Genomic DNA, 21121 nt, shown 5'->3' with positions numbered 1-21121 from the left:
TGGCCAAATTATGGTATAAAGCGCGCCGGAAACAGGACTTAGTTTCTTCGAATCGGCGAGCTCGGTTTTGTTCCCATTAACTTTAATTTAAATCACACACATTTCGTCACATGTTCCGGGGTGCTTGAGTAATCATTCATACCAAGTCGGATTCATGGGAAATGTGGAGGCCTAACCCCATAGAGGAATTTAAAATGGCAACTGTATCAATGCGCGATATGCTAAAAGCTGGTGTTCACTTCGGTCACCAGACTCGTTACTGGAACCCAAAAATGAAGCCATTCATCTTTGGTGCTCGTAACCGCGTACATATCATCAACCTAGAAAAAACTGTACCAATGTTCAACGATGCACTAGCTGAGCTAGCTAAAATCGGTGAGAAGAAAGGTAAAGTTCTTTTCGTTGGTACTAAGCGCGCTGCATCTGAAGCTGTTAAAGAAGCTGCAATCAACGCTGACCAGTTCTACGTGAACAACCGTTGGTTGGGCGGTATGCTAACGAACTACAAAACTGTTCGTCAGTCTATCAAGCGTCTAAAAGATTTCGAAGCACAAGCTCAAGACGGTACTTTCGAGAAACTAACTAAGAAAGAAGCTCTAATGCGCACTCGCGAAATGGAGAAGCTAGAGAAGTCTCTTGGTGGTATCAAGAACATGGGCGGCCTACCAGACGCTCTATTCGTAATCGACGCTGATCACGAGCACATCGCTGTTAAAGAAGCAAACAACCTAGGTATCCCAGTATTTGCTGTTGTTGATACTAACTCTAACCCAGACGGCGTTGACTACGTTATCCCAGGTAACGACGACGCAATCCGTGCAGTACAGCTTTACCTAAACGCTGCTGCAGACGCGGTTAAAGAAGGTCGCAACAAAGACGTTGCAGCTGTAGCTGACAAAGACGGTTTCGTAGAAGAAGCTGAATAATAGCGGCTCGAAGTCACACTTAGTTTCGAAGACATCTAGTCTTCATATAAACTGAGTTATAGTTAGCATCAGGGGCCGAATGAGAGCCCCTGATTTTTACCCTAATCAGAATCAACTGAGGAATAGAGAATGGCTGTTACTGCTGCTCTAGTTAAAGAACTGCGCGACCGCACTGGCGCAGGCATGATGGAATGTAAGAAAGCGCTTGTTGAAACTAACGGCGACATCGAACTAGCAATCGAAAACATGCGTAAGTCTGGCGCTGCTAAAGCTGCTAAAAAAGCAGGTAACATCGCTGCTGAAGGCGCGATCATCATTAAAGAAGAGAACGGCGTTGCTGCTCTTCTTGAAGTTAACTGCCAAACTGACTTCGTTGCTAAAGATGCAAACTTCACAGCATTTGCTGAGAAAGTAGCTGACGAAGCTCTAGCAACTAAAGCAACTGCTGAAGAGCTAGTAGCTAAGTTCGAAGACGAGCGTGTTACTCTTGTTGCTAAGATCGGTGAAAACATCAACATCCGTCGCGTACAGTACGTTGAAGGCGCTGCTATCGCTACTTACCGTCACGGTGAGAAGATCGGTGTTGTTGTTGCTGGTGAAGGCGACGCAGAAACTCTTAAGCACGTTGCTATGCACGTTGCTGCTTCTCGTCCAGAGTTCGTTAACCCAGAAGACGTACCTGCAGACGTAGTAGAAAAAGAGAAAGCTGTTCAAGTTGAAATCGCTATGAACGAAGGCAAGCCTGCTGAGATCGCTGAGAAGATGGTTGTTGGCCGCATGAAGAAATTCACTGGCGAAATCTCTCTAACTGGTCAAGCGTTCGTAATGGAGCCAAAGAAAACTGTTGGCGAAATCCTTAAAGAGCGTGGCGCATCAGTAGCTACTTTTGTACGTCTAGAAGTTGGTGAAGGCATCGACAAGGGCGAGCAAATGAGCTTCGCTGACGAAGTAGCAGCAGCTCAGAAAGGTTAATCCTTGATGATTTGTTGATGAAAAGACCGTGGCCTAGGCTACGGTCTTTTTACGACTAGGCTATCTGTCATTTTTTAGCCGTCATGAGTTGAGTCTATACTAGTCTCAAGCCATGACCGTTAATCGATAACTCTTTGGAAGGTATACTTCATGACAACGAACCCTAAACCAGCTTATCAACGTATTCTGTTAAAACTTAGTGGTGAAGCGCTACAAGGCGAGGAAGGCTTTGGTATCGATCCAAAAATCCTTGACCGTATGGCACAAGAGGTTAAAGAACTGGTTGAACTGGGTGTTCAAGTTGGTGTAGTCATTGGTGGTGGTAACTTGTTCCGTGGTGCAGGCCTTGCTGAAGCAGGTATGAACCGTGTAGTTGGTGATCACATGGGTATGCTAGCAACGGTTATGAATGGCCTAGCTATGCGTGATGCACTTCACCGTGCGTATGTGAATGCACGTGTTATGTCTGCTATCCCTCTTAAAGGTGTTTGCGACGATTACAACTGGGCTGATGCTATTCGTGAATTACGTCAAGGCCGCGTGGTGATTTTCTCAGCAGGTACTGGTAACCCATTCTTCACAACGGACTCTGCTGCGTGTCTTCGTGGTATCGAAATCGAAGCTGATGTTGTGCTTAAAGCAACAAAAGTAGATGGTGTTTTCACTGCTGATCCAGTGGCTAACCCTGATGCAGTTTTATGTGATAAGCTTTCTTACAGCGCAGTTCTAGAGAAAGAGCTGAAAGTAATGGACTTGGCGGCATTCACATTGGCTCGTGACCATAAGATGCCAATCCGCGTATTCAACATGAATAAGCCAGGTGCATTGCGTCGTGTTGTGATGGGTGAAGCAGAAGGCACACTTATCAGCGACGCAGAATAAGAGTACACTCTTAACCAGAATTATCGAAGGACATAGCCTGAAAGCAGACTGGCTTTCAGGTTACTATTATTTAAGGTGATATTGTGATTAACGAAATCCAACAAGACGCTCAAGAGCGCATGGCAAAAAGTGTTGAAGCACTTAAGAATAACCTAACTAAAATTCGCACAGGTCGTGCACACCCAAGCCTTCTTCAAGGTATCTCTGTTGAATATTACGGTGCGCCAACACCTCTAAACCAAGTAGCAAACGTCATTGCTGAAGACGCGCGTACACTTGCTATTACAGTATTCGATAAAGAGCTTGCGCCTAAAGTTGAAAAAGCGATTCTGACTTCTGACCTTGGTTTAAACCCAATGTCTGCGGGTACGGTTATCCGCGTGCCACTTCCACCGCTAACAGAAGAGCGTCGTAAAGACCTAGTGAAGATCGTTCGTGGTGAAGCTGAAGGCGGCCGCGTTGCAATCCGTAATATTCGTCGTGACGCTAACGGTGACTTGAAAGCGCTACTGAAAGATAAAGAAATTTCTGAAGATGAAGATCGTAAAGCACAAGATGAGATTCAAAAGCTTACCGATGCAGCAGTGAAAAATGTTGATGAACTTCTTGCAGCAAAAGAAAAAGAGTTGATGGAAGTCTAATATTTCACCAATCAGTTCTAGTTTGAACGCTGTGCTGACAGCACAGCGTTTTTTTATGCTACTCTGTCCGACCCGAATTATAACTATACTCTTTTATGCAAAACTCACACATCTTCAATGATTCCCTTCCAAAACATATTGCTATCATCATGGATGGTAATGGACGTTGGGCAAAATCTAAGGGAAAACCACGCGTTTTCGGGCATAAAAAAGGGGTTTCTGCGGTACGTAAGACCATTTCTGCCGCTGCAAAACTGAATATTCAAGCAGTGACACTGTTTGCCTTCAGTAGTGAGAATTGGCGTAGACCTGAAGATGAAGTCGGTCTGCTGATGGAGCTGTTTATTACGGTTCTGTCGAGTGAAATCAAAAAGCTTCATAAAAATAACTTACGTCTTCGCATCATCGGCGACAAATCACGCTTTAATGACAGATTACAAAGAAAAATCGCTGAAGCGGAGAAATTGACAGAAAACAACACTGGTACTGTTATCAACGTCGCAGCAAACTACGGCGGTAAGTGGGATATTTTACAAGCAACCAAAAGGTTAGCTGGACTTGTAGAACAAGGAGAGCTCTCTGCGGATGACATTACTGAAGATATGATTGGTCGTTGTGTCACTATGTCCGATCTCCCAGATGTCGACCTTTTGATTCGTACTAGTGGTGAATGTCGCATTAGCAACTTTATGCTTTGGCAAATGGCGTATGCCGAAATGTACTTCACGGAAGAGTACTGGCCAGAATTTGACGAGGACAGCCTCATTCAGGCAATCACTTGGTTTGTGAATCGCGAAAGGCGCTTCGGTTGTACCGGAGAACAAGTCAAAGCGTTAATGGAAGCCAATTAAGGACGATTTAATTTGAAACAACGAATTATTACCGCCCTAATACTAGCTCCGCTGGTGGTTTGGGGTATTTTTTCACTGCCATTAACGTGGTTTATCGGTTTTGTTGCGGCAGTCACGCTTGTTGGCGCATGGGAATGGACTCAATTTACTCTTACCCGTTCTCGGCTACTCGCTTTAATTCCTTCTGGCCTTGCAGTTGGACTCTCTTTATTTATTGTCCCGTCTGACATTGTCTCTTTGAACCAGGTAGATTCATCACACCTTTTATTGCTAGGTATTGGTTTTAGCTGGTGGCTTATCGCCAGTGGTTTAGCGATGTCCTATCCTAAGTCTGCAGGACTATGGGAGCACTCTAATGTACTCCGACATCTATTTGGTCTGCTAACTTTGCTGCCATTTTTGTGGAGCATTGTTATCCTGAGAGGACAGCATTACTACCTAGACCCTTATTACGGCTCAAAACTGGTTCTGTTTGTCTGTTTGATCGTTTGGGCTGCCGATAGCGGCGCTTACTTTGCTGGAAAAAGTTTAGGTAAACGTAAGATGGCCCCTCATGTAAGCCCTAATAAGACGATTGAAGGTTTGATTGGCGGCATTGCTGCAGCTTTGGTTGTCGCATGGGGAAGCTCATTACTCTTCGATATTCAGTTTACGAGCTATGTCAGTATGACTATCATTACTCTTGCCACAGTTGTTATTTCAGTGCTTGGCGACTTAGTGGAAAGTATGTTTAAACGAGTGTCGAAGATAAAAGACAGTAGTAACATTATTCCGGGTCATGGTGGTGTCCTCGATCGTGTGGACAGTCTAACCGCAGCGTTTCCTGTATTTGCTCTTCTTTATCTCATTTTCTAATCTTCCCAACCAGAGAATAAGTTCTTATTCTCTGGTTGCTTATAAGCGGTTGTAATAGCATGCAAAATCTAACCATTCTAGGCGCTACTGGTTCTATTGGAGCAAGCACTCTAAAAGTCGTTTCAGAAAACCCTTCATCTTTCGCCATCTATGCTCTTGTTGGTGGTAAAAACGTAGCCAAGATGGCTGAGCTTTGCTCCATTTGGAAACCCAAGTTTGCGGTCTTAAATGAGGAGGCAGATGCATCAGAGCTAAAGCGACTGCTTCCTCGTGATACGATAACCGAAGTACTGTTTGGTCAACAAGCGATGTGCATGGTATCGGAATCCAGTGATGTCGATGTTGTAATGGCTGCTATCGTCGGTGCAGCGGGCTTGTTACCTACGCTTGCCGCTGTGAAAGCGGGCAAACGCGTCCTGTTAGCTAATAAAGAAGCGCTGGTCATGTCTGGTAAGCTATTTATGGACGCCGTGTATGAATCTGGCGCTCAGTTGCTGCCTGTTGATAGTGAACATAACGCCATATTCCAATGTTTACCTGCAAATATTCAAACCAATCTTGGGAACTGCCAGTTAGCTGAAGCGGGTATCAATCATATCCTTTTAACCGGTTCGGGTGGTCCTTTTAGATATACAGACGTTTCAACGCTTTCTTCAGTAACACCTGCGCAGGCAATCGCTCATCCAAATTGGTCAATGGGGCCAAAAATTTCTGTTGATTCAGCAACAATGATGAATAAGGGTTTGGAATTTATTGAGGCTCGCTGGCTATTCAATACCAATCGAGAGCAGCTAAAAGTAGTCATTCATCCTCAGTCGGTGATTCACTCTATGGTGCAATACAATGATGGTTCGGTCATAGCACAGATGGGACAGCCAGATATGGCAACGCCGATTGCTTATTCGATGTCTTATCCTGAGCGAATCCCTTCCGGAGTAGCTCCTCTTGATTTTACGACAATCGGTGAACTGAGTTTTATGGCTCCAGACTATGCCAAGTATCCTTGCTTAGCGTTAGCAATGGATGCCTGTTTTGAAGGACAACATGCAACGACGGCTATCAATGCCGCGAATGAAATTGCGGTTGAAGCCTTCTTGTCGGAAAAAATCCGTTTTACTGATATTAGCGTGGTAAATGAGCGCGTTATGTCGAAAGTCTGTTCAGCAAATGAATTTATACAATTAGATAACTTGGAAACTATTCTTGAGCTAGATAGAATGGCTCGAAACTATGCACGAGAAATCGTGCGTTCGATTTAGTGAGAGAATTTTTGATATGACGGACATCCTTTGGAACTTCGCGTCCTTTATTGTTGCGCTAGGGATTCTAGTCGCCGTACATGAATACGGTCACTTTTGGGTAGCGCGAAAGTGTGGTGTGTATGTCGAAAAGTTCTCGATTGGTTTCGGTAAATCGATTTGGTCGAAAATCGGTAAAGATGGAACTGAATATAGTATCTCTGTCATTCCTTTAGGCGGCTATGTCAAGATGCTCGATAGTCGAGTCGATGAAGTCTCTGAAGCCGATCACAAGTATGCCTTTGATAAAAAGCCTCTCTGGAAAAGAACCGCTATTGTAGGTGCAGGGCCAGCTTTTAACTTCTTTTTTGCGGTGTTTGCTTACTGGCTGGTGTTTTTGATTGGTGTGCCTGCGGTTAAGCCTGTTATTGGCGAAGTTACCCCACACTCGATTGCTGCCCAAGCTGGACTGACTTCCGGAATGGAGTTCAAATCCATTGATGGTACGCCAACGTTGGACTGGGAATCGGTTAATTTGGGGCTAGTGTCGCATATTGGCGATAATCAAATGACGGTCACAGTTTCATCAGATAGCCAAATAGGAACGGACAAAAAATTAACAATTGATTTGTCGGACTGGAACTTTAATCCAGAAACAGAGTCTGCTATGGGGACGCTTGGTTTTAAACCGTATACCCCAGAGATTAAAACAACGCTGACAAATGTAAGTGAAGACGGAGCCGGTGCGGCAGCTGGCCTTCAGGTTGGTGATACTATTATCTCGGCGGGAGAGCAAGACATCTCTCAATGGCAACAAGTTGTGGATGTGATTCAAGCGAACCCAAATAGTCCAGTGACTATACAAGTGCTGAGAGACGGTGAGCGATTAACAACAACATTGACTCCTGGGTCACGTGAGCTAAGAGATGGCACGGTTATTGGCTTTGCGGGTATCGCTCCAGAGATTGGTGAGTGGCCTGCGAGTTATCGCTTTGACCTTCAATACGGGCCGGTTGAAGCGGTAGGTAAAGCTATCGCGAAAACGGGACAAATTATCGAACTTACGATCTCTATGCTGAAAAAGCTGATCGTGGGTGATGTTGGCCTAAACAATCTAAGCGGACCTATTTCGATTGCGAAAGGGGCAGGTACAACCGCAGATTATGGACTGGTTTATTTCTTAGGCTTCTTGGCGCTGATTAGTGTCAACTTGGGTATTATCAACTTAGTACCATTGCCAATGCTTGATGGAGGACATTTATTGTTCTTTGCAATTGAAGCAGTAATTAGAAGACCTGTACCAGAAAAAGTACAAGAAATGGGGTATCGAGTGGGAGGGGCTATTATCTTCTCATTGATGCTGATAGCAATTTTTAATGATTTTACACGCCTTTGATATCAGAATTTAGGCAGCGGTATTAGCAAGGATTAATTAGAGCAGGTATGGCGATTAAGCATATTCTATTCGCATCTCTACTAGCGACCAGTGTGTCGGCGAATGGGGCTGAGGATTTTGTTGTACAGGACATTCGAATCGAAGGTTTGCAAAGGGTAGCACTAGGTGCCGCTCTTTTGAAAATGCCTGTACGTATTGGTGATTCGGTAGACAGTAAAGATATCTCAGAGATCATTAATGCCCTCTATCAATCGGGTAACTTTGAGGATATTAAGGTACTTCGTGATAAAGACGCACTGGTGATACGTGTCAAAGAGCGCCCAACTATTGCGAGCATCTCTTTCTCAGGTAACAGCGCGATAAAGGAAGAGCAACTACAGCAAAACCTTGATGCGTCAGGTGTTATTGTCGGTGAAGCTCTAGACCGCACAACGTTAAGTAATATCGAAAAAGGTCTAGAAGATTTCTATTACAGTGTCGGTAAATATAACGCGAAGGTTCAAGCGGTGGTTACACCGTTGCCACGTAATCGTGCTGACTTGAAGTTTGTATTCTCTGAAGGTGTTTCGGCAAAGATCAAACAGATTAACTTCATTGGTAATACTGTCTTTAGCGATCAGGAATTACTATCACGTTTTAACCTGAATGTAGATGTCGCATGGTGGAATTTCCTTGCGGATGATAAATACCAAAAGCAAGTTCTCGCAGGCGATATTGAAGCCCTCAAGTCGTTCTACCTCGATCGAGGCTACTTAAAGTTCAAAGTCGATACGACTCAAGTATCGATTTCTCCTGACAAGAAAGGCGTTTACATCACACTAGGTATTGATGAGGGTGAACCTTATCAAGTAAAAGATGTGAAGTTCCGTGGTCAGCTAATTGGTAAACAAGCTGAGTTCGAAAGTATGGTTCCATTTAAGGATGGTGATACTTATAACGGCTCTAGTGTTACTGCATTAGAAGAGAACATTAAGCGCGTCTTGGGTGAAGCTGGCTATGCTTACCCGCAAGTACGCACCATTCCAGAGTTTGATGATGAGAATAACCAAGTTTCTTTGGTCATTAATGTTGAAGCTGGAAACCGTATTTATGTTCGCGATATTCGATTCACAGGTAACAACTCCACCAAAGATGAAGTGTTACGTCGTGAAATGCGTCAGATGGAATCGAGCTGGTTGAACTCGAAGTCTATTGAAACCGGTAAAAACCGTCTGAACCGATTAGGTTTCTTTGAAACGGTTGATGTTCAAACAGTACGTGTTCCTGGCACTGATGATCAAGTAGACTTGGTATACGATGTCAAAGAGGCAAACTCAGGAAGCATTAACTTTGGTGTCGGTTATGGTACTGAATCAGGTATTAGCTTCCAGGTTGGTCTTCAGCAAGATAACTTTGCAGGTTCTGGGGACCGAGTTGGTATCAGTGCGATGACCAACAAGTATCAGAAAAACGTAACGTTGGATTATCGCGACCCATACTGGAACCTAGATGGTGTCAGCCTTGGTGGTCAGATTTTCTACAATGAGTTTGAAGCCTCGAAAGCTGGTATCGTTGACTATACCGATCAAAGTTATGGTGGTACGTTGACTTGGGGTTTCCCGGTCGACGAACTTAACTACCTAGAGTTTGGTGGTGGTTATACACATAGTCGATTGGGTAATATCAAAGAGTACGTTCAAATTGAGAAGTTCCTGCAAGCTCAAGAGAAGAACCGTGATTCAGAAGGTAACTTGATTACGGATGATTTCCATCTAACGGCTGCATGGACTCGAAATAATTTAAACCGTGGACGTTTCCCGACCGCAGGTAACCATCAAAAACTCTATGGTAAAGTGACGGTTCCTGGATCGGATGTTCAATACTTCAAGACTCAATATGACATAAGACAGTATTTTCCTATTACTGAAAGTCACAATTTTACGTTATTGTTGAAAGGTCGCTTAGGTTACGGTAACGGTTATGGTCAAACCAATGGCAATGATAACTTGCTGCCGTTTTACGAGAACTTCTATGTGGGTGGTTTCTCCACACTTCGAGGTTTCCGTCAGAACTCAGTAGGCCCTAAAGCAGTCTATAACGATCCAAATGGTGGTGGTTGCGGTAATGTAGGTGGGAATAACCCGTGTTACTCAGCGACTGACCAATCAGTGGGTGGTAACGCGGTAGCGCTTGCTAGCGTTGAGTTGATTGTCCCAACTCCATTTGCTTCGGATGAGTTCCGTAATCAAATTCGTACCAGCGTGTTTATGGATGCAGCAAGCCTTTGGGACACAGAGTTTACTTATGTTTCACCAGACCCTAACATGCCTGGAAGCCAGTATTATTACGATTACTCGGATCCGTCGAATTACCGAGCGTCGGTAGGTGTAGCAGTACAGTGGATGTCTCCAATGGGACCTCTAGTATTCTCACTCGCAACGCCAGTTAAGAAGTTTGAAGGCGATAAAACCGAAGCCTTTACCTTCACGATTGGTAATACTTTCTAACTATATATTTTGTAACGAAAATAGTTTCTATACGAACAGAGGAATCGACCTTGAAAAAATTAATGAAAGCGGCTGGACTTGGCCTAGTTATCCTTACGTCTTCACTGTTTGCAAACGCAGCAGAAGCGGCGCAGAAAATTGGCTATGTGAATACGCTTCAAGTTTTCCAAGCACTTCCACAGCGTGAAGCAACACTGCAAAAATTACAGAATGAGTTCAAAGACAAAGCTGCTGAGCTACAAGCGATTCAAGCGGATGCAGCTAAGAAGATGGAAAAACTTCAGCGTGATGGTGAGCTACTAGGTAAAGATGAAATCGAGAAACTACGTATCGAGATTGGTCAGCTAGATAGCAAATACAAGATCAAAGGCCAAGCTCTAGAGAAAGAGAGCCAGCGCCGTGAAGCAGAAGAAAAACAGAAGCTGTTCAAGACTATCCAAGAGGCAGTTGAAAAAGTAGCGAAAAAAGAAGGCTACGACATGATCATCGATATTCAAGCGGTTGGTTATGCAAAAGAAGAGTTCAACATCTCGAAGAAAGTTATCGACTCACTTAAGTAACAGTATTGCAGTAGGTTAGACATGACAGCATTGACGTTAGCACAATTAGCGGAGATTACTGGTGGAGAAATCCATGGTGATGAGAACACGCTAATAAGTGCGGTAGCGCCTATGAATAGCGCTGGTGAGGGACAAATTACTTTCCTTACTAATGTGAAATACGCGAAGCATCTTGGTGAATGCCAAGCATCGGCAATCATGGTGAAAAGCAGTGAGTTGGAGCATTGCAAAACTAATGCTCTAGTGGTTGCTGATCCTTATGTGGCATATGCTAAAGTAGCCCAAGCGCTAGATACGACTCCAGCTCCAGCTGCACCTGGTATTGCGCCAAGTGCGGTAGTCTCTTCAGAAGCTAGCTTGGGTGAAAATGTATCTGTAGGCGCCAATGCTGTGATTGAAGCCGGAGCAGAACTTGGCGACAACGTAATTGTTGGCGCGGGTTGCTTTATCGGAAAAGGCGCTAAGCTAGGTCGCAATACTAAGCTTTGGGCTAATGTATCGATTTATCATGATGTAGTGCTTGGTGATGATTGTTTAGTGCAGTCAAGTACTGTCATTGGTTCTGATGGTTTTGGCTACGCTAATGAAAAAGGCGAGTGGGTCAAAATTCCTCAAGTGGGTACCGTGCGAATTGGAAACCGTGTCGAAATTGGTGCTTGTACCACTATCGACCGCGGTGCGCTGGATGACACTATTATCGAAGACAATGTGATCATCGATAACCAAATGCAAATTGCTCATAACGTGCACATCGGATATGGCACAGCAATGGCTGGTGGTACTATCGTTGCTGGTAGCACCAAAATTGGCAAATACTGCCAAATTGGCGGTGCGAGTGTTCTCAATGGACATATCGAGATTGCCGATGGTGTTATTGTTACTGGTATGGGAATGGTTATGCGTAGCTTGCCAGAGAAAGGCATCTACTCATCAGGCATTCCACTACAAACCAACAAAGAGTGGCGAAAAACGGCTACTCGAGTTCATCGCATTGATGAGATGAACAAGCGCCTCAAAGCAGTTGAGAAACTGCTAGAGCAAACAGAAGACTAACTTCTGTGGCTTAAAAATGAAGGCTCGCTTAGGCGAGTCTTTTTATGTGTGTCAGATAACGCTAGGTTGAGCAATGCTCCCCCGAACTGACACTAAGTGGCATTTGGGTATATAATGCCTCTAGTTAGAAAAAGAATTGATAATAGGATTTTTACTTTGAGCACTGATACAAAAACAATGACAATCACTGAGATCCAGGAACTGCTTCCTCATCGCTATCCGTTTCTGTTGATCGATCGCGTTACCGATTATCAAGAAGAAAAGTATCTAACCGCTATTAAGAATGTGTCTGTGAATGAACCACAATTTACAGGGCACTTTCCGCAGCTACCTGTATTTCCTGGTGTGTTGATTTTAGAAGCTATGGCTCAAGCAACGGGTCTACTAGCATTTAAATCGTTTGGTGCGCCAAAAGGCAATGAGCTGTACTACTTTGCGAGTGTCGATAAAGCGAAGTTCCGCAAGCCAGTTGTACCAGGTGACCAATTGATTATTGAGGTAGAATTCATCAAGGAACGTCGCGGTATCGCTGCCTTTAACGGCGTGGCAAAGGTTGATGGAGAGGTTGTTTGTTCTGCTGAGCTAAAGTGTGCTCGTCGAGAGTTTTAATATGATTCATGAAACCGCTAAGATTCACCCTAGTGCCGTTATAGAAGGGAACGTCACTATTGGTGCAAATACCACAGTAGGTCCTTTTACCTATATCTCAGGTGATATCACAATTGGTGAGAACAATGAGATTATGTCGCATGTTGTTATTAAGGGTCATACGACAATAGGTAACGACAACCGAGTATTCCCTCAAGCGATCATTGGTGAAGAGAACCAAGATAAGAAATACGGTGGTGAAGATACGCGAGTTGTGGTTGGTGACCGAAATGTCATCCGTGAGAGCGTACAAATTCATCGTGGTACTGTTCAAGATAAGACCCAGACAGTGGTCGGTAATGACAACCTTCTTTGTGTGAATGCTCATATTGCGCATGATGTGATTGTGGGCAACCACACGCACATTGGTAACAATGCCATTCTCGGTGGTCATGTAACGGTTGGTGATCATGCTGGGGTTATGGCCTTGTCGGCGATCCACCCATTCTGCACAGTTGGTGCATACGCTTATGTTGGCGGTTGTTCGGCAGTGGTACAAGATGTGCCACCTTACGTTCTAGCGCAAGGCAATCATGCAACACCGTTTGGTCTTAACTTAGTTGGATTAAAGCGTAACGGTTTCGAGAAGCCAGAGCTACGTGCTTTGCAAAAAGCGTACAAAGAGATCTACCGTTCAGGCAAGACACTGGCAGAGGTAAAGCCTGTGCTTGAGGAAATGGCGCAAGAGTGGACATCAGTTCAGCGTTTTGTGGATATTTTGGAAAGCTCAGAGCGTGGTATTATCCGCTAACGTTGACCACGTAAGTATAAAAAGATCGCTAATCAGTTAGCGGTCTTTTTCTGTTTTATGGTATTCGAGAAATTTGGCGAAAATAAGGACTGGTAATGGAACGACCATTGCGAATTGGTATCGTAGCTGGCGAACTTTCCGGAGATACTCTGGGAGAGGGCTTCATCAAAGCAATAAAGCAACAATATCCAGATGCCGAGTTTGTTGGTATCGGTGGCCCTAAAATGATTGCTCAAGGTTGCGAGTCTCTTTTCGATATGGAAGAGCTTGCGGTCATGGGATTGGTAGAAGTTCTTGGGCGCTTAAGAAGGTTGTTACATGTTAAAGCAGAGTTGGTGAAATACTTTACTCAAAACCCAGTAGATGTGTTTGTCGGTATAGATGCCCCTGATTTCAACCTGCGTCTCGAATTGGACCTTAAACAAGCTGGAACAAAAACGGTACACTATGTCAGTCCTTCTGTTTGGGCGTGGAGACAAAAGCGCATTCATAAGATTGCCGAGGCGACTAACCTCGTACTTGCTTTCTTGCCATTTGAAAAAGCCTTCTATGACAAATTCCAAGTTCCTTGTGAGTTTGTCGGCCATACTTTGGCTGATGCCATCCCTCTAGAATCGGATGCACAACAAGCTCGCGAGCTTTTAGGATTAGCGCCTGATAAAAAGTGGCTAGCGGTCTTGCCTGGTAGTCGTGGCAACGAATTGAAGATGCTTTCACAACCGTTTATTGAAACTTGTGTGAAACTTCATCAAGACAACCCAAACCTCGGTTTTGTGGTAGCAGCGGTCAACGAAAAGCGTAAACAGCAGTTTATTGAAGCTTGGCAGCAAATTGCACCTCAACTTGAATTTCACATTGTTCAAGATACTGCACGTAACGTTATAACTGCTGCAGATGCTGTATTATTGGCGTCTGGCACCGTAGCTTTAGAGTGCATGCTACTTAAAAGACCAATGGTCGTTGGTTATAAAATGAATGCAATAACCGCATTTCTGGCCAAGCGTTTAGTGAAAACCAAATACGTTTCCTTACCGAATATTCTCGCCGATGATGAGATAGTAAAAGAGTTTCTGTTAGAAGCTTGTACGCCGGAAAACTTGTACAATGAGCTCACCAAGCTTCTTAATAGTGACAACATTCCGGTGATTGCCAAATTCACGGAAATGCACCACTGGATTTGTAAAGATGCCGACAAACAAGCGGCAAATGCAGTGTTAAATCTAATTGGAAAGTTATGACAACGAAGAAAAAAAGTGCTGAGCTTCCCCCCTTTGATTATCCGCAAGGTTACTCACTAGTCGCGGGTGTGGATGAGGTAGGTCGAGGCCCTTTAGTGGGTGATGTCGTCACAGCCGCGGTTATCTTGGATCCCAACAATCCGATTGAAGGATTGAACGACTCAAAGAAACTTTCCGAGAAAAAACGACTCGCCCTTTATCCTGAGATAAAAGAAAAAGCGCTGGCATGGGCAGTTGGGCGTTGTTCTCCAACAGAAATCGATGAGTTAAACATCCTACAAGCGACCATGGTAGCAATGCAGCGTGCGGTCGCTGGACTGCAAATGCAACCTGATATGGTGCTTATTGATGGCAACCGAACGCCAACGTTACCAATGGATGCTCAAGCGGTTGTTAAGGGAGACTTGCGTGTCGCAGAAATCAGTGCCGCATCGATTATCGCTAAAGTCGTTCGCGACCAAGAGATGGAAGAGCTTGATCAGCAACATCCACAATTTGGTTTTGCTAAACATAAAGGCTATCCAACGAAAGCGCATTTTGAAGCCATTGAACAGCATGGCGTCATTGCAGAGCATCGCAAAAGTTTCAAGCCAGTCAAACGCGCATTAGGTATTGAAGACTAGCACGCATTAGTCGTTTTAAGGATCGTGATACTACGATTCGTTAGAGTATGATTCGCCAAATATTCGTCATGGCAATTTAGGATTTATTATGTCAGACCCCAAGTTTATACACCTTCGAGTTCACAGTGACTTTTCTATGATCGATGGCCTGTCGAAGGTGCCACCATTAGTTAAAAAAGTGGCAGAGATGGGTATGCCTGCAATGGCACTGACTGATTTTACTAACCTATGTGGGTTAGTGAAATTTTATGGTAACGCGCACTCCTCAGGGATTAAACCGCTGATTGGTGCTGACTTTGCCGTTCAGTCTGACGAATTTGGAGATGAGTTAACTCGCATTACAGTATTGGCAGCGGATAATACTGGTTACAACAATCTGACTTTGCTTATCTCAAAAGCATACCTTCGAGGCCATATCCAACATCAACCTGTGATTGATAAGGCGTGGTTAGTCGAGTTATCTGAAGGGCTTATCGTTCTTTCTGGAGCAAAAGAGGGTGACGTAGGTAAAGCGCTATTAAAAGGCAATACAACACTTGCTAAGCAGTGCGCTCAGTTTTATCAGACGCATTTTCCAGATCGCTACTATTTAGAACTGATTCGTACCGGACGACCCGACGAAGAAAGTTACCTGCATTTTGCCGTAGAGTTGGCCGAGGAGCTCGATCTTCCGGTTGTCGCGACCAATGAGGTCGTGTTTGTCGACAAAGAACTATTTGATGCTCATGAAATTCGTGTTGCTATCCATGATGGTTACACGCTTGATGACCCCAAACGTCCCAAAAAGTACAGTGCTCAACAATATCTTCGTAGTGAGGAAGACATGTGTGAGTTGTTTGCGGACATCCCAGAAGCACTTCAGAACTCAGTAGAAATTGCTAAGCGCTGTAACGTGACAGTGCGCCTCGGTGAATACTTCTTACCTGCGTTCCCAACTGAAGGTATGAAAGAGACTGATTTCTTGGTGATGAAATCAAGAGAGGGTCTTGAGGAGCGTTTGGAGTTTTTATTCCCAGATGAAGCGGTGCGAGCAGAGCGACGTCCAGAGTATGATGACCGACTACAAATTGAGCTTGATGTTATCAACCAGATGGGATTTCCTGGTTACTTCTTGATCGTTATGGAGTTCATCCAGTGGTCAAAAGATAATGCGATTCCAGTAGGACCTGGACGTGGTTCAGGTGCTGGTTCATTGGTGGCCTATGCTCTTAAAATCACCGACCTTGATCCGCTTGAATACGATCTTCTTTTTGAGCGATTCTTGAACCCTGAACGTGTCTCCATGCCCGATTTCGATGTTGATTTCTGTATGGATAAACGTGACCAAGTGATTGATCACGTAGCCGAAATGTACGGTCGGGACGCGGTATCGCAGATCATTACCTTCGGTACTATGGCTGCGAAGGCGGTTATTCGTGATGTGGGGCGTGTATTGGGTCACCCGTTTGGCTTTGTTGACCGCATATCAAAACTGATTCCAGCTGACCCTGGCATGACGTTAGAAAAAGCCTTCAAGGCGGAGCCTGCATTGCCACAGCTTTATGATGGCGATGAAGAAGTTCGAGACCTCATCGATATGTGCCGCATATTGGAAGGGTGTACTCGGAATGCCGGTAAACACGCGGGTGGGGTAGTAATTTCACCGACTACGATTACTGATTTTGCACCGATTTATGCCGACTCTGAGGGACATTTCCCTGTTACTCAGTTTGATAAGAACGATGTTGAAACGGCAGGCTTGGTTAAATTCGACTTCTTGGGTCTGAGAACATTAACGATTATCGATTGGGCGCTTGGACTGATTAACCCTCGACTCGAAAGAGAGGGTAAAGACCCAGTTCGAATTGAGTCGATACCACTTGATGACCCGGCTTCATTCCAGCTGTTACAGAATTCTGAAACCACTGCGGTATTCCAGTTGGAATCGCGAGGTATGAAAGAGCTTATCAAGCGTCTACAGCCGGACTGTTTTGAAGATATCATTGCATTGGTGGCGCTATTCCGTCCAGGTCCATTGCAATCAGGCATGGTTGATAACTTCATCGACCGTAAGCACGGGCGAGAGGCGGTCTCCTACCCAGATGAAACGTGGCAACATGAATCTCTAAAAGAGACTCTGGAGCCTACGTACGGCATCATTCTTTATCAAGAACAGGTTATGCAAATTGCACAGATCCTAGCGGGCTATACGCTGGGAGGTGCGGATATGCTGCGTCGTGCAATGGGTAAGAAAAAGCCGGAAGAGATGGCTAAGCAGCGTGCCGTCTTTGAAGAAGGGGCGATAAACAACGGCGTTGATGGCGAACTTGCCATGAAGATCTTTGACCTGGTAGAAAAGTTTGCGGGTTATGGTTTTAATAAATCTCACTCAGCGGCATATGCACTGGTCTCCTATCAAACGCTTTGGCTGAAAACCCATTACCCTGCTGAGTTTATGGCGGCGGTTATGACCGCCGATATGGATAATACAGAGAAAGTTGTTGGTCTCGTAGATGAATGCTTCCGCATGAAGCTCAAAGTGCTACCACCTGATATTAATGCTGGTTTGTTCCGCTTTAATGTTAACGAAGAGGGCGCGATCGTTTATGGTATTGGCGCGATCAAAGGGGTTGGTGAAGGTCCTATTGATGTCATTATCGAAGCTCGTAATAAAGGTGGCCATTTCCGAGATTTATTCGATTTTTGTGCTCGTATTGACATCAAGAAAGTCAACAAGCGAGTCATTGAGAAGCTTATTATGTCGGGTGCACTTGACCGACTAGGGCCACATCGAGCGGCGATGATGGCATCACTGAACGATGCGGTTAAAGCGGCGAGCCAACACCATCAGGCTGAAGCCTTTGGTCAGGCTGACATGTTTGGTGTATTGACTGATGCGCCAGAAGATGTGGAGCATAAATATACTCAAGTTCCACCATGGCCAGAAAAGGTATGGTTAGAAGGTGAGAGAGAAACTTTGGGGCTTTATTTGACGGGGCACCCAATAAACGCCTATCTTAAGGAACTTACCAAATACACCAGTTGTCGATTAAAAGACGCAACACCAACAAGACGCGATCAATCGTTGACGGTCGCAGGTTTGGTGATTGCTGCTCGGGTAATGACAACCAAGCGTGGAACACGTATCGGACTGATGACTTTGGATGACCGAAGCGGTCGTATGGAAGTGATGTTGTTCTCAGATGCGCTAGATAAATATGCTGAATTGTTAGAAAAAGATAAAATAGTGGTCGTTTCTGGACAGGTCAGCTTTGATGACTTCAACGGTGGCCTTAAAATGTCTGGCCGCGAAGTTTTAGATTTAGGTAGCGCTCGTGAGAAATTTACACGAGGCGTATCCATTTCGTTGTTAGAGCAACAAATAGATGAGCGTTTTTACCAGCGCTTCACAGAAATATTAACCCCACACAAAGCTGGGACAGTACCTGTTAATATTTACTACCAGCGTGCCGATGCACGCGCAAAACTTACGCTAGGAACAGAATGGCGTGTAACGCCGAATGATGCGTTACTAGAAGAATTACAGCAGTTACTTGGTAAAGACCAGGTTGAACTCGAATTTAACTAATTGAGTCCCAGAGCAAAAAGACTTGGGGCTGAATCGATAAGGATTCACAGATGAGCTTGAACTTTCTTGAATTTGAAAAGCCAATTGCCGAACTAGAAGCAAAAATCGAAGCATTGCGTGACGTTTCTCGTCATGGTGGTGATAGTGCAATTGACTTAGATAAAGAAATTGAACAACTAGAGAAAAAGAGCTTAGAGCTTAAGAAAAAAATCTTTAGTGATCTTGGGGCATGGCAAGTGGCACAGCTTGCGCGTCACCCACAGCGTCCGTACACGCTTGATTATGTAGAGCATGTATTTACTGAGTTTGATGAACTGGCTGGCGATCGCGCGTTTGCGGACGATAAAGCTATTGTTGGTGGTATGGCTCGCCTAGATGGTCGTCCGGTTATGATCATTGGCCACCAAAAAGGCCGTGAAACAAAAGAGAAAGTGAAGCGTAACTTTGGTATGCCAAAACCAGAAGGTTACCGTAAAGCACTTCGTTTGATGAGAATGGCAGAGCGTTTTAATATGCCAATCATCACTTTTATCGATACTGCGGGTGCTTACCCAGGGGTTGGCGCAGAAGAACGTGGTCAATCAGAAGCGATTGCGATGAACCTTAAAGTCATGGCTGGTCTAAAAGTGCCAGTCATCTGTAACGTTGTCGGTGAAGGCGGTTCTGGTGGTGCTTTAGCGATCGGTGTAGGCGATTACGTGAACATGCTGCAATACTCAACGTATTCGGTAATTTCTCCTGAAGGCTGTGCGTCAATTTTATGGCGTGACTCTGATAAAGCGCCGCAAGCAGCGGAAGCAATGGGATTGGTTGCTCCTCGATTAAAAGAGCTTGAGCTTATTGATGAAATCATTGAAGAGCCACTAGGTGGCGCTCATCGTGATGCGGTGCAAATGGCTGCTAATATGAAAGCGACATTGCTACGCCAATTAGAAGAACTTGATCAGTTGGATGATGACAACTTACTTGAGCGTCGTTATCAACGTTTGATGAGTTATGGCTACTGCTAAGTAGAAACTGTTTATATAATAAGGCGAGCGAGATGCTCGCCTTTTTTATTTAACCTAGGAAGAAACCATGACTCTGTACCAGCAATTTTCTCAAGTGCTTGATGAACAGAAAGTGATGCATGGCAAGATCATTGTTGGATTTAGTGGCGGGGTGGATTCACGTGTACTGCTGCGATTAGCAGCAAGGTATAGCAAACAGCATTCAATAACCTGTTTAGCGGTACATGTGCATCATGGATTAAGCGATAACGCAAATGAATGGCAAGTTCAGTGTGAGCGTTGGGCTCAAGAGGAGGCCGTTGAGTTTACCTGCGAGCGCGTAACATTGTCGCAAGACTCGGGAGAAAGCCTTGAGCAGTTGGCGCGTCAAGCTCGGTATCAAGCACTGCGTCAACATATGCAGAGCGGCGATATTTTGCTTACGGGTCAGCATCTTGATGATCAAGCTGAGACCATGTTACTGGCCTTAAAACGTGGTAGCGGACCCAAAGGGCTCTCTTCGATGGCCTCTTCAATGAACTTTGGCTCGGGGAGGTTAGTTCGTCCACTCTTAAATATTGCACGACATGATATTGAGCGCTATGCGCAGCATGAGCAATTACAGTGGATCGAGGATGAAAGTAATTCAGACACTCGATTCGACCGTAATTTTCTTCGTCAATCTGTCTTACCCGTATTGAATCAGCGCTGGCCTAGTTTTGCTAAAGCTGCAAGTCGCAGTGCGCGCTTATGTGCGAAACAAGAACGGTTAATTAAAGAGTTACTATTGCCTGAACTTGAAGTATGTATGAATGAGTTCCAAGGACTGAGTATTTCCACGATGTCATCACACTCTATTTTAAAGAGAGAACAACTACTTAGACTGTGGTTAGAAGCCAATACTTCGTTGATGCCTACTGAGGTGCAGTTTCGCAAAATTTGGCAAGAAGTGGCACTAGCTAAGCAAGATGCTAACCCGGAAATGAATTTGGCTGGTGGAGCGATTAGACGTGCTCAGGGGCATCTATATTGGGTTGAAGCTTATAAAGATGTCAGCGATTGGCAACAATCATGGTTAGATAAAGACACGTTAGTGTTGCCAGATAACTTAGGCGTATTAAAGTTGGTTTCACCGAGCAAAGACGCAAAGTTGACACTAGATCGCCAAACGTTGAATAGGTCGTTAAAAGTCATTTTCAACCCTGAAGGTTTGAGTGCTCACCCCCATGGACGAGCAGGATCTCGTAAGTTAAAAAAACTGTTCCAAGAGCTGAAAATACCTAGCTGGCAGCGACGTAGAATCCCAATTCTAATACAGGATGATAAGGTCGTTGCTGTTGGTAACTTATTTGTAGATAAAGCATTTTATGGTTCAGATTGTGAACTTGTATGGGACAAGTGACCACATTTCATGTCACAATCGTATACAATAATAAAGCGCCAG

General features: G+C 44.6%; 18 protein-coding genes. All 18 read left to right on the top strand.

The genetic code is table 11. The annotated features are described in order from the left end of the window. Window positions 1–194: 194 nt before the first annotated feature. The 18 genes from rpsB (at window position 195) to tilS (ending at window position 21079) form a co-directional block, all read left to right on the top strand. The gene (gene rpsB, locus MMA19_RS19000; protein WP_006072474.1) at window positions 195–926 is read left to right on the top strand and encodes a 30S ribosomal protein S2; all 732 of its coding nucleotides are present in this window, start codon (window positions 195–197) and stop codon (window positions 924–926) included. Window positions 927–1055: 129 nt separating this feature from the next. Continuing rightward, window positions 1056–1898 (top strand): translation elongation factor Ts, encoded by an 843-nt coding sequence (gene tsf, locus MMA19_RS18995; protein WP_038227908.1) that lies wholly within the window; start codon window positions 1056–1058, stop codon window positions 1896–1898. Between the two features lie 150 nt (window positions 1899–2048). After that, a complete protein-coding gene (pyrH, locus tag MMA19_RS18990) occupies window positions 2049–2780 on the top strand; it encodes a UMP kinase (RefSeq protein WP_038227906.1) in 732 nt (243 codons plus the stop codon). An 83-nt stretch (window positions 2781–2863) separates the two neighbouring features. Beyond that, window positions 2864–3421, top strand: coding sequence for a ribosome recycling factor (frr, locus tag MMA19_RS18985; RefSeq protein WP_031494736.1), 558 nt, complete (start codon window positions 2864–2866; stop codon window positions 3419–3421). Window positions 3422–3516: 95 nt separating this feature from the next. Continuing rightward, complete coding sequence (locus MMA19_RS18980; RefSeq protein WP_038227905.1) at window positions 3517–4272, top strand: isoprenyl transferase; 756 nt, start codon at window positions 3517–3519, stop codon at window positions 4270–4272. A 12-nt stretch (window positions 4273–4284) separates the two neighbouring features. Next, window positions 4285–5127 (top strand): phosphatidate cytidylyltransferase, encoded by an 843-nt coding sequence (locus MMA19_RS18975; protein WP_088876139.1) that lies wholly within the window; start codon window positions 4285–4287, stop codon window positions 5125–5127. Window positions 5128–5186: 59 nt separating this feature from the next. Then, a complete protein-coding gene (ispC, locus tag MMA19_RS18970) occupies window positions 5187–6386 on the top strand; it encodes a 1-deoxy-D-xylulose-5-phosphate reductoisomerase (RefSeq protein ID WP_062460756.1) in 1200 nt (399 codons plus the stop codon). A 16-nt stretch (window positions 6387–6402) separates the two neighbouring features. Next, window positions 6403–7761, top strand: coding sequence for a sigma E protease regulator RseP (gene rseP / locus MMA19_RS18965; protein ID WP_038227900.1), 1359 nt, complete (start codon window positions 6403–6405; stop codon window positions 7759–7761). Window positions 7762–7808: 47 nt separating this feature from the next. Then, window positions 7809–10247, top strand: coding sequence for an outer membrane protein assembly factor BamA (gene bamA / locus MMA19_RS18960; RefSeq protein WP_088876136.1), 2439 nt, complete (start codon window positions 7809–7811; stop codon window positions 10245–10247). A gap of 50 nt (window positions 10248–10297) precedes the next feature. Further along, window positions 10298–10807 carry an OmpH family outer membrane protein gene (locus MMA19_RS18955; protein WP_038223300.1) on the top strand — a complete coding sequence of 170 codons (510 nt, stop codon included), beginning with the start codon at window positions 10298–10300 and terminating at the stop codon, window positions 10805–10807. 21 nt (window positions 10808–10828) lie between these two features. Beyond that, window positions 10829–11860 (top strand): UDP-3-O-(3-hydroxymyristoyl)glucosamine N-acyltransferase, encoded by a 1032-nt coding sequence (gene lpxD / locus MMA19_RS18950; protein ID WP_038227896.1) that lies wholly within the window; start codon window positions 10829–10831, stop codon window positions 11858–11860. A 156-nt stretch (window positions 11861–12016) separates the two neighbouring features. Continuing rightward, window positions 12017–12469 (top strand): 3-hydroxyacyl-ACP dehydratase FabZ, encoded by a 453-nt coding sequence (gene fabZ / locus MMA19_RS18945; protein WP_006075357.1) that lies wholly within the window; start codon window positions 12017–12019, stop codon window positions 12467–12469. Window position 12470: 1 nt separating this feature from the next. Then, window positions 12471–13259: an acyl-ACP--UDP-N-acetylglucosamine O-acyltransferase gene (lpxA, locus tag MMA19_RS18940; RefSeq protein WP_038227893.1), complete on the top strand. Its 789-nt coding sequence runs from the start codon at window positions 12471–12473 to the stop codon at window positions 13257–13259. Window positions 13260–13354: 95 nt separating this feature from the next. Then, on the top strand, window positions 13355–14497 hold the full coding sequence (gene lpxB / locus MMA19_RS18935; protein WP_240206959.1) for a lipid-A-disaccharide synthase: 1143 nt from the start codon (window positions 13355–13357) through the stop codon (window positions 14495–14497). Further along, complete coding sequence (gene rnhB, locus MMA19_RS18930) at window positions 14494–15120, top strand: ribonuclease HII (protein WP_239941189.1); 627 nt, start codon at window positions 14494–14496, stop codon at window positions 15118–15120. Before lpxB ends, rnhB begins: the two co-directional genes overlap by 4 nt. An 88-nt stretch (window positions 15121–15208) precedes the next feature. Then, window positions 15209–18688 (top strand): DNA polymerase III subunit alpha, encoded by a 3480-nt coding sequence (gene dnaE, locus MMA19_RS18925; RefSeq protein ID WP_171391986.1) that lies wholly within the window; start codon window positions 15209–15211, stop codon window positions 18686–18688. A 50-nt stretch (window positions 18689–18738) separates the two neighbouring features. Continuing rightward, a complete protein-coding gene (accA, locus tag MMA19_RS18920; RefSeq protein ID WP_006075352.1) occupies window positions 18739–19698 on the top strand; it encodes an acetyl-CoA carboxylase carboxyl transferase subunit alpha in 960 nt (319 codons plus the stop codon). Window positions 19699–19765: 67 nt separating this feature from the next. Beyond that, window positions 19766–21079, top strand: coding sequence for a tRNA lysidine(34) synthetase TilS (gene tilS, locus MMA19_RS18915; protein WP_240206958.1), 1314 nt, complete (start codon window positions 19766–19768; stop codon window positions 21077–21079). The last annotated feature ends 42 nt before the right edge of the window (window positions 21080–21121 follow it).

The organism is Vibrio sp. CyArs1 (assembly GCF_022432925.1).
In the GTDB taxonomy this organism is placed as follows: domain Bacteria; phylum Pseudomonadota; class Gammaproteobacteria; order Enterobacterales; family Vibrionaceae; genus Vibrio; species Vibrio mediterranei.
Note: the sequence above shows the minus strand (reverse complement) of the source record. Positions and strands in the feature narration are given on the sequence as shown.

Excerpts from the sequence above, each read along its gene's own strand:
- rpsB (WP_006072474.1), top strand. The coding sequence starts at position 195 with ATGGCAACTGTATCAATGCGCGATATGCTAAAAGCTGGTGTTCACTTC.
- tsf (WP_038227908.1), top strand. The coding sequence starts at position 1,056 with ATGGCTGTTACTGCTGCTCTAGTTAAAGAACTGCGCGACCGCACTGGC.
- pyrH (WP_038227906.1), top strand. The coding sequence starts at position 2,049 with ATGACAACGAACCCTAAACCAGCTTATCAACGTATTCTGTTAAAACTT.
- MMA19_RS18980 (WP_038227905.1), top strand. The coding sequence starts at position 3,517 with ATGCAAAACTCACACATCTTCAATGATTCCCTTCCAAAACATATTGCT.
- ispC (WP_062460756.1), top strand. The coding sequence starts at position 5,187 with ATGCAAAATCTAACCATTCTAGGCGCTACTGGTTCTATTGGAGCAAGC.
- rseP (WP_038227900.1), top strand. The coding sequence starts at position 6,403 with ATGACGGACATCCTTTGGAACTTCGCGTCCTTTATTGTTGCGCTAGGG.
- bamA (WP_088876136.1), top strand. The coding sequence starts at position 7,809 with ATGGCGATTAAGCATATTCTATTCGCATCTCTACTAGCGACCAGTGTG.
- lpxD (WP_038227896.1), top strand. The coding sequence starts at position 10,829 with ATGACAGCATTGACGTTAGCACAATTAGCGGAGATTACTGGTGGAGAA.
- lpxA (WP_038227893.1), top strand. The coding sequence starts at position 12,471 with ATGATTCATGAAACCGCTAAGATTCACCCTAGTGCCGTTATAGAAGGG.
- lpxB (WP_240206959.1), top strand. The coding sequence starts at position 13,355 with ATGGAACGACCATTGCGAATTGGTATCGTAGCTGGCGAACTTTCCGGA.
- rnhB (WP_239941189.1), top strand. The coding sequence starts at position 14,494 with ATGACAACGAAGAAAAAAAGTGCTGAGCTTCCCCCCTTTGATTATCCG.
- dnaE (WP_171391986.1), top strand. The coding sequence starts at position 15,209 with ATGTCAGACCCCAAGTTTATACACCTTCGAGTTCACAGTGACTTTTCT.
- accA (WP_006075352.1), top strand. The coding sequence starts at position 18,739 with ATGAGCTTGAACTTTCTTGAATTTGAAAAGCCAATTGCCGAACTAGAA.
- tilS (WP_240206958.1), top strand. The coding sequence starts at position 19,766 with ATGACTCTGTACCAGCAATTTTCTCAAGTGCTTGATGAACAGAAAGTG.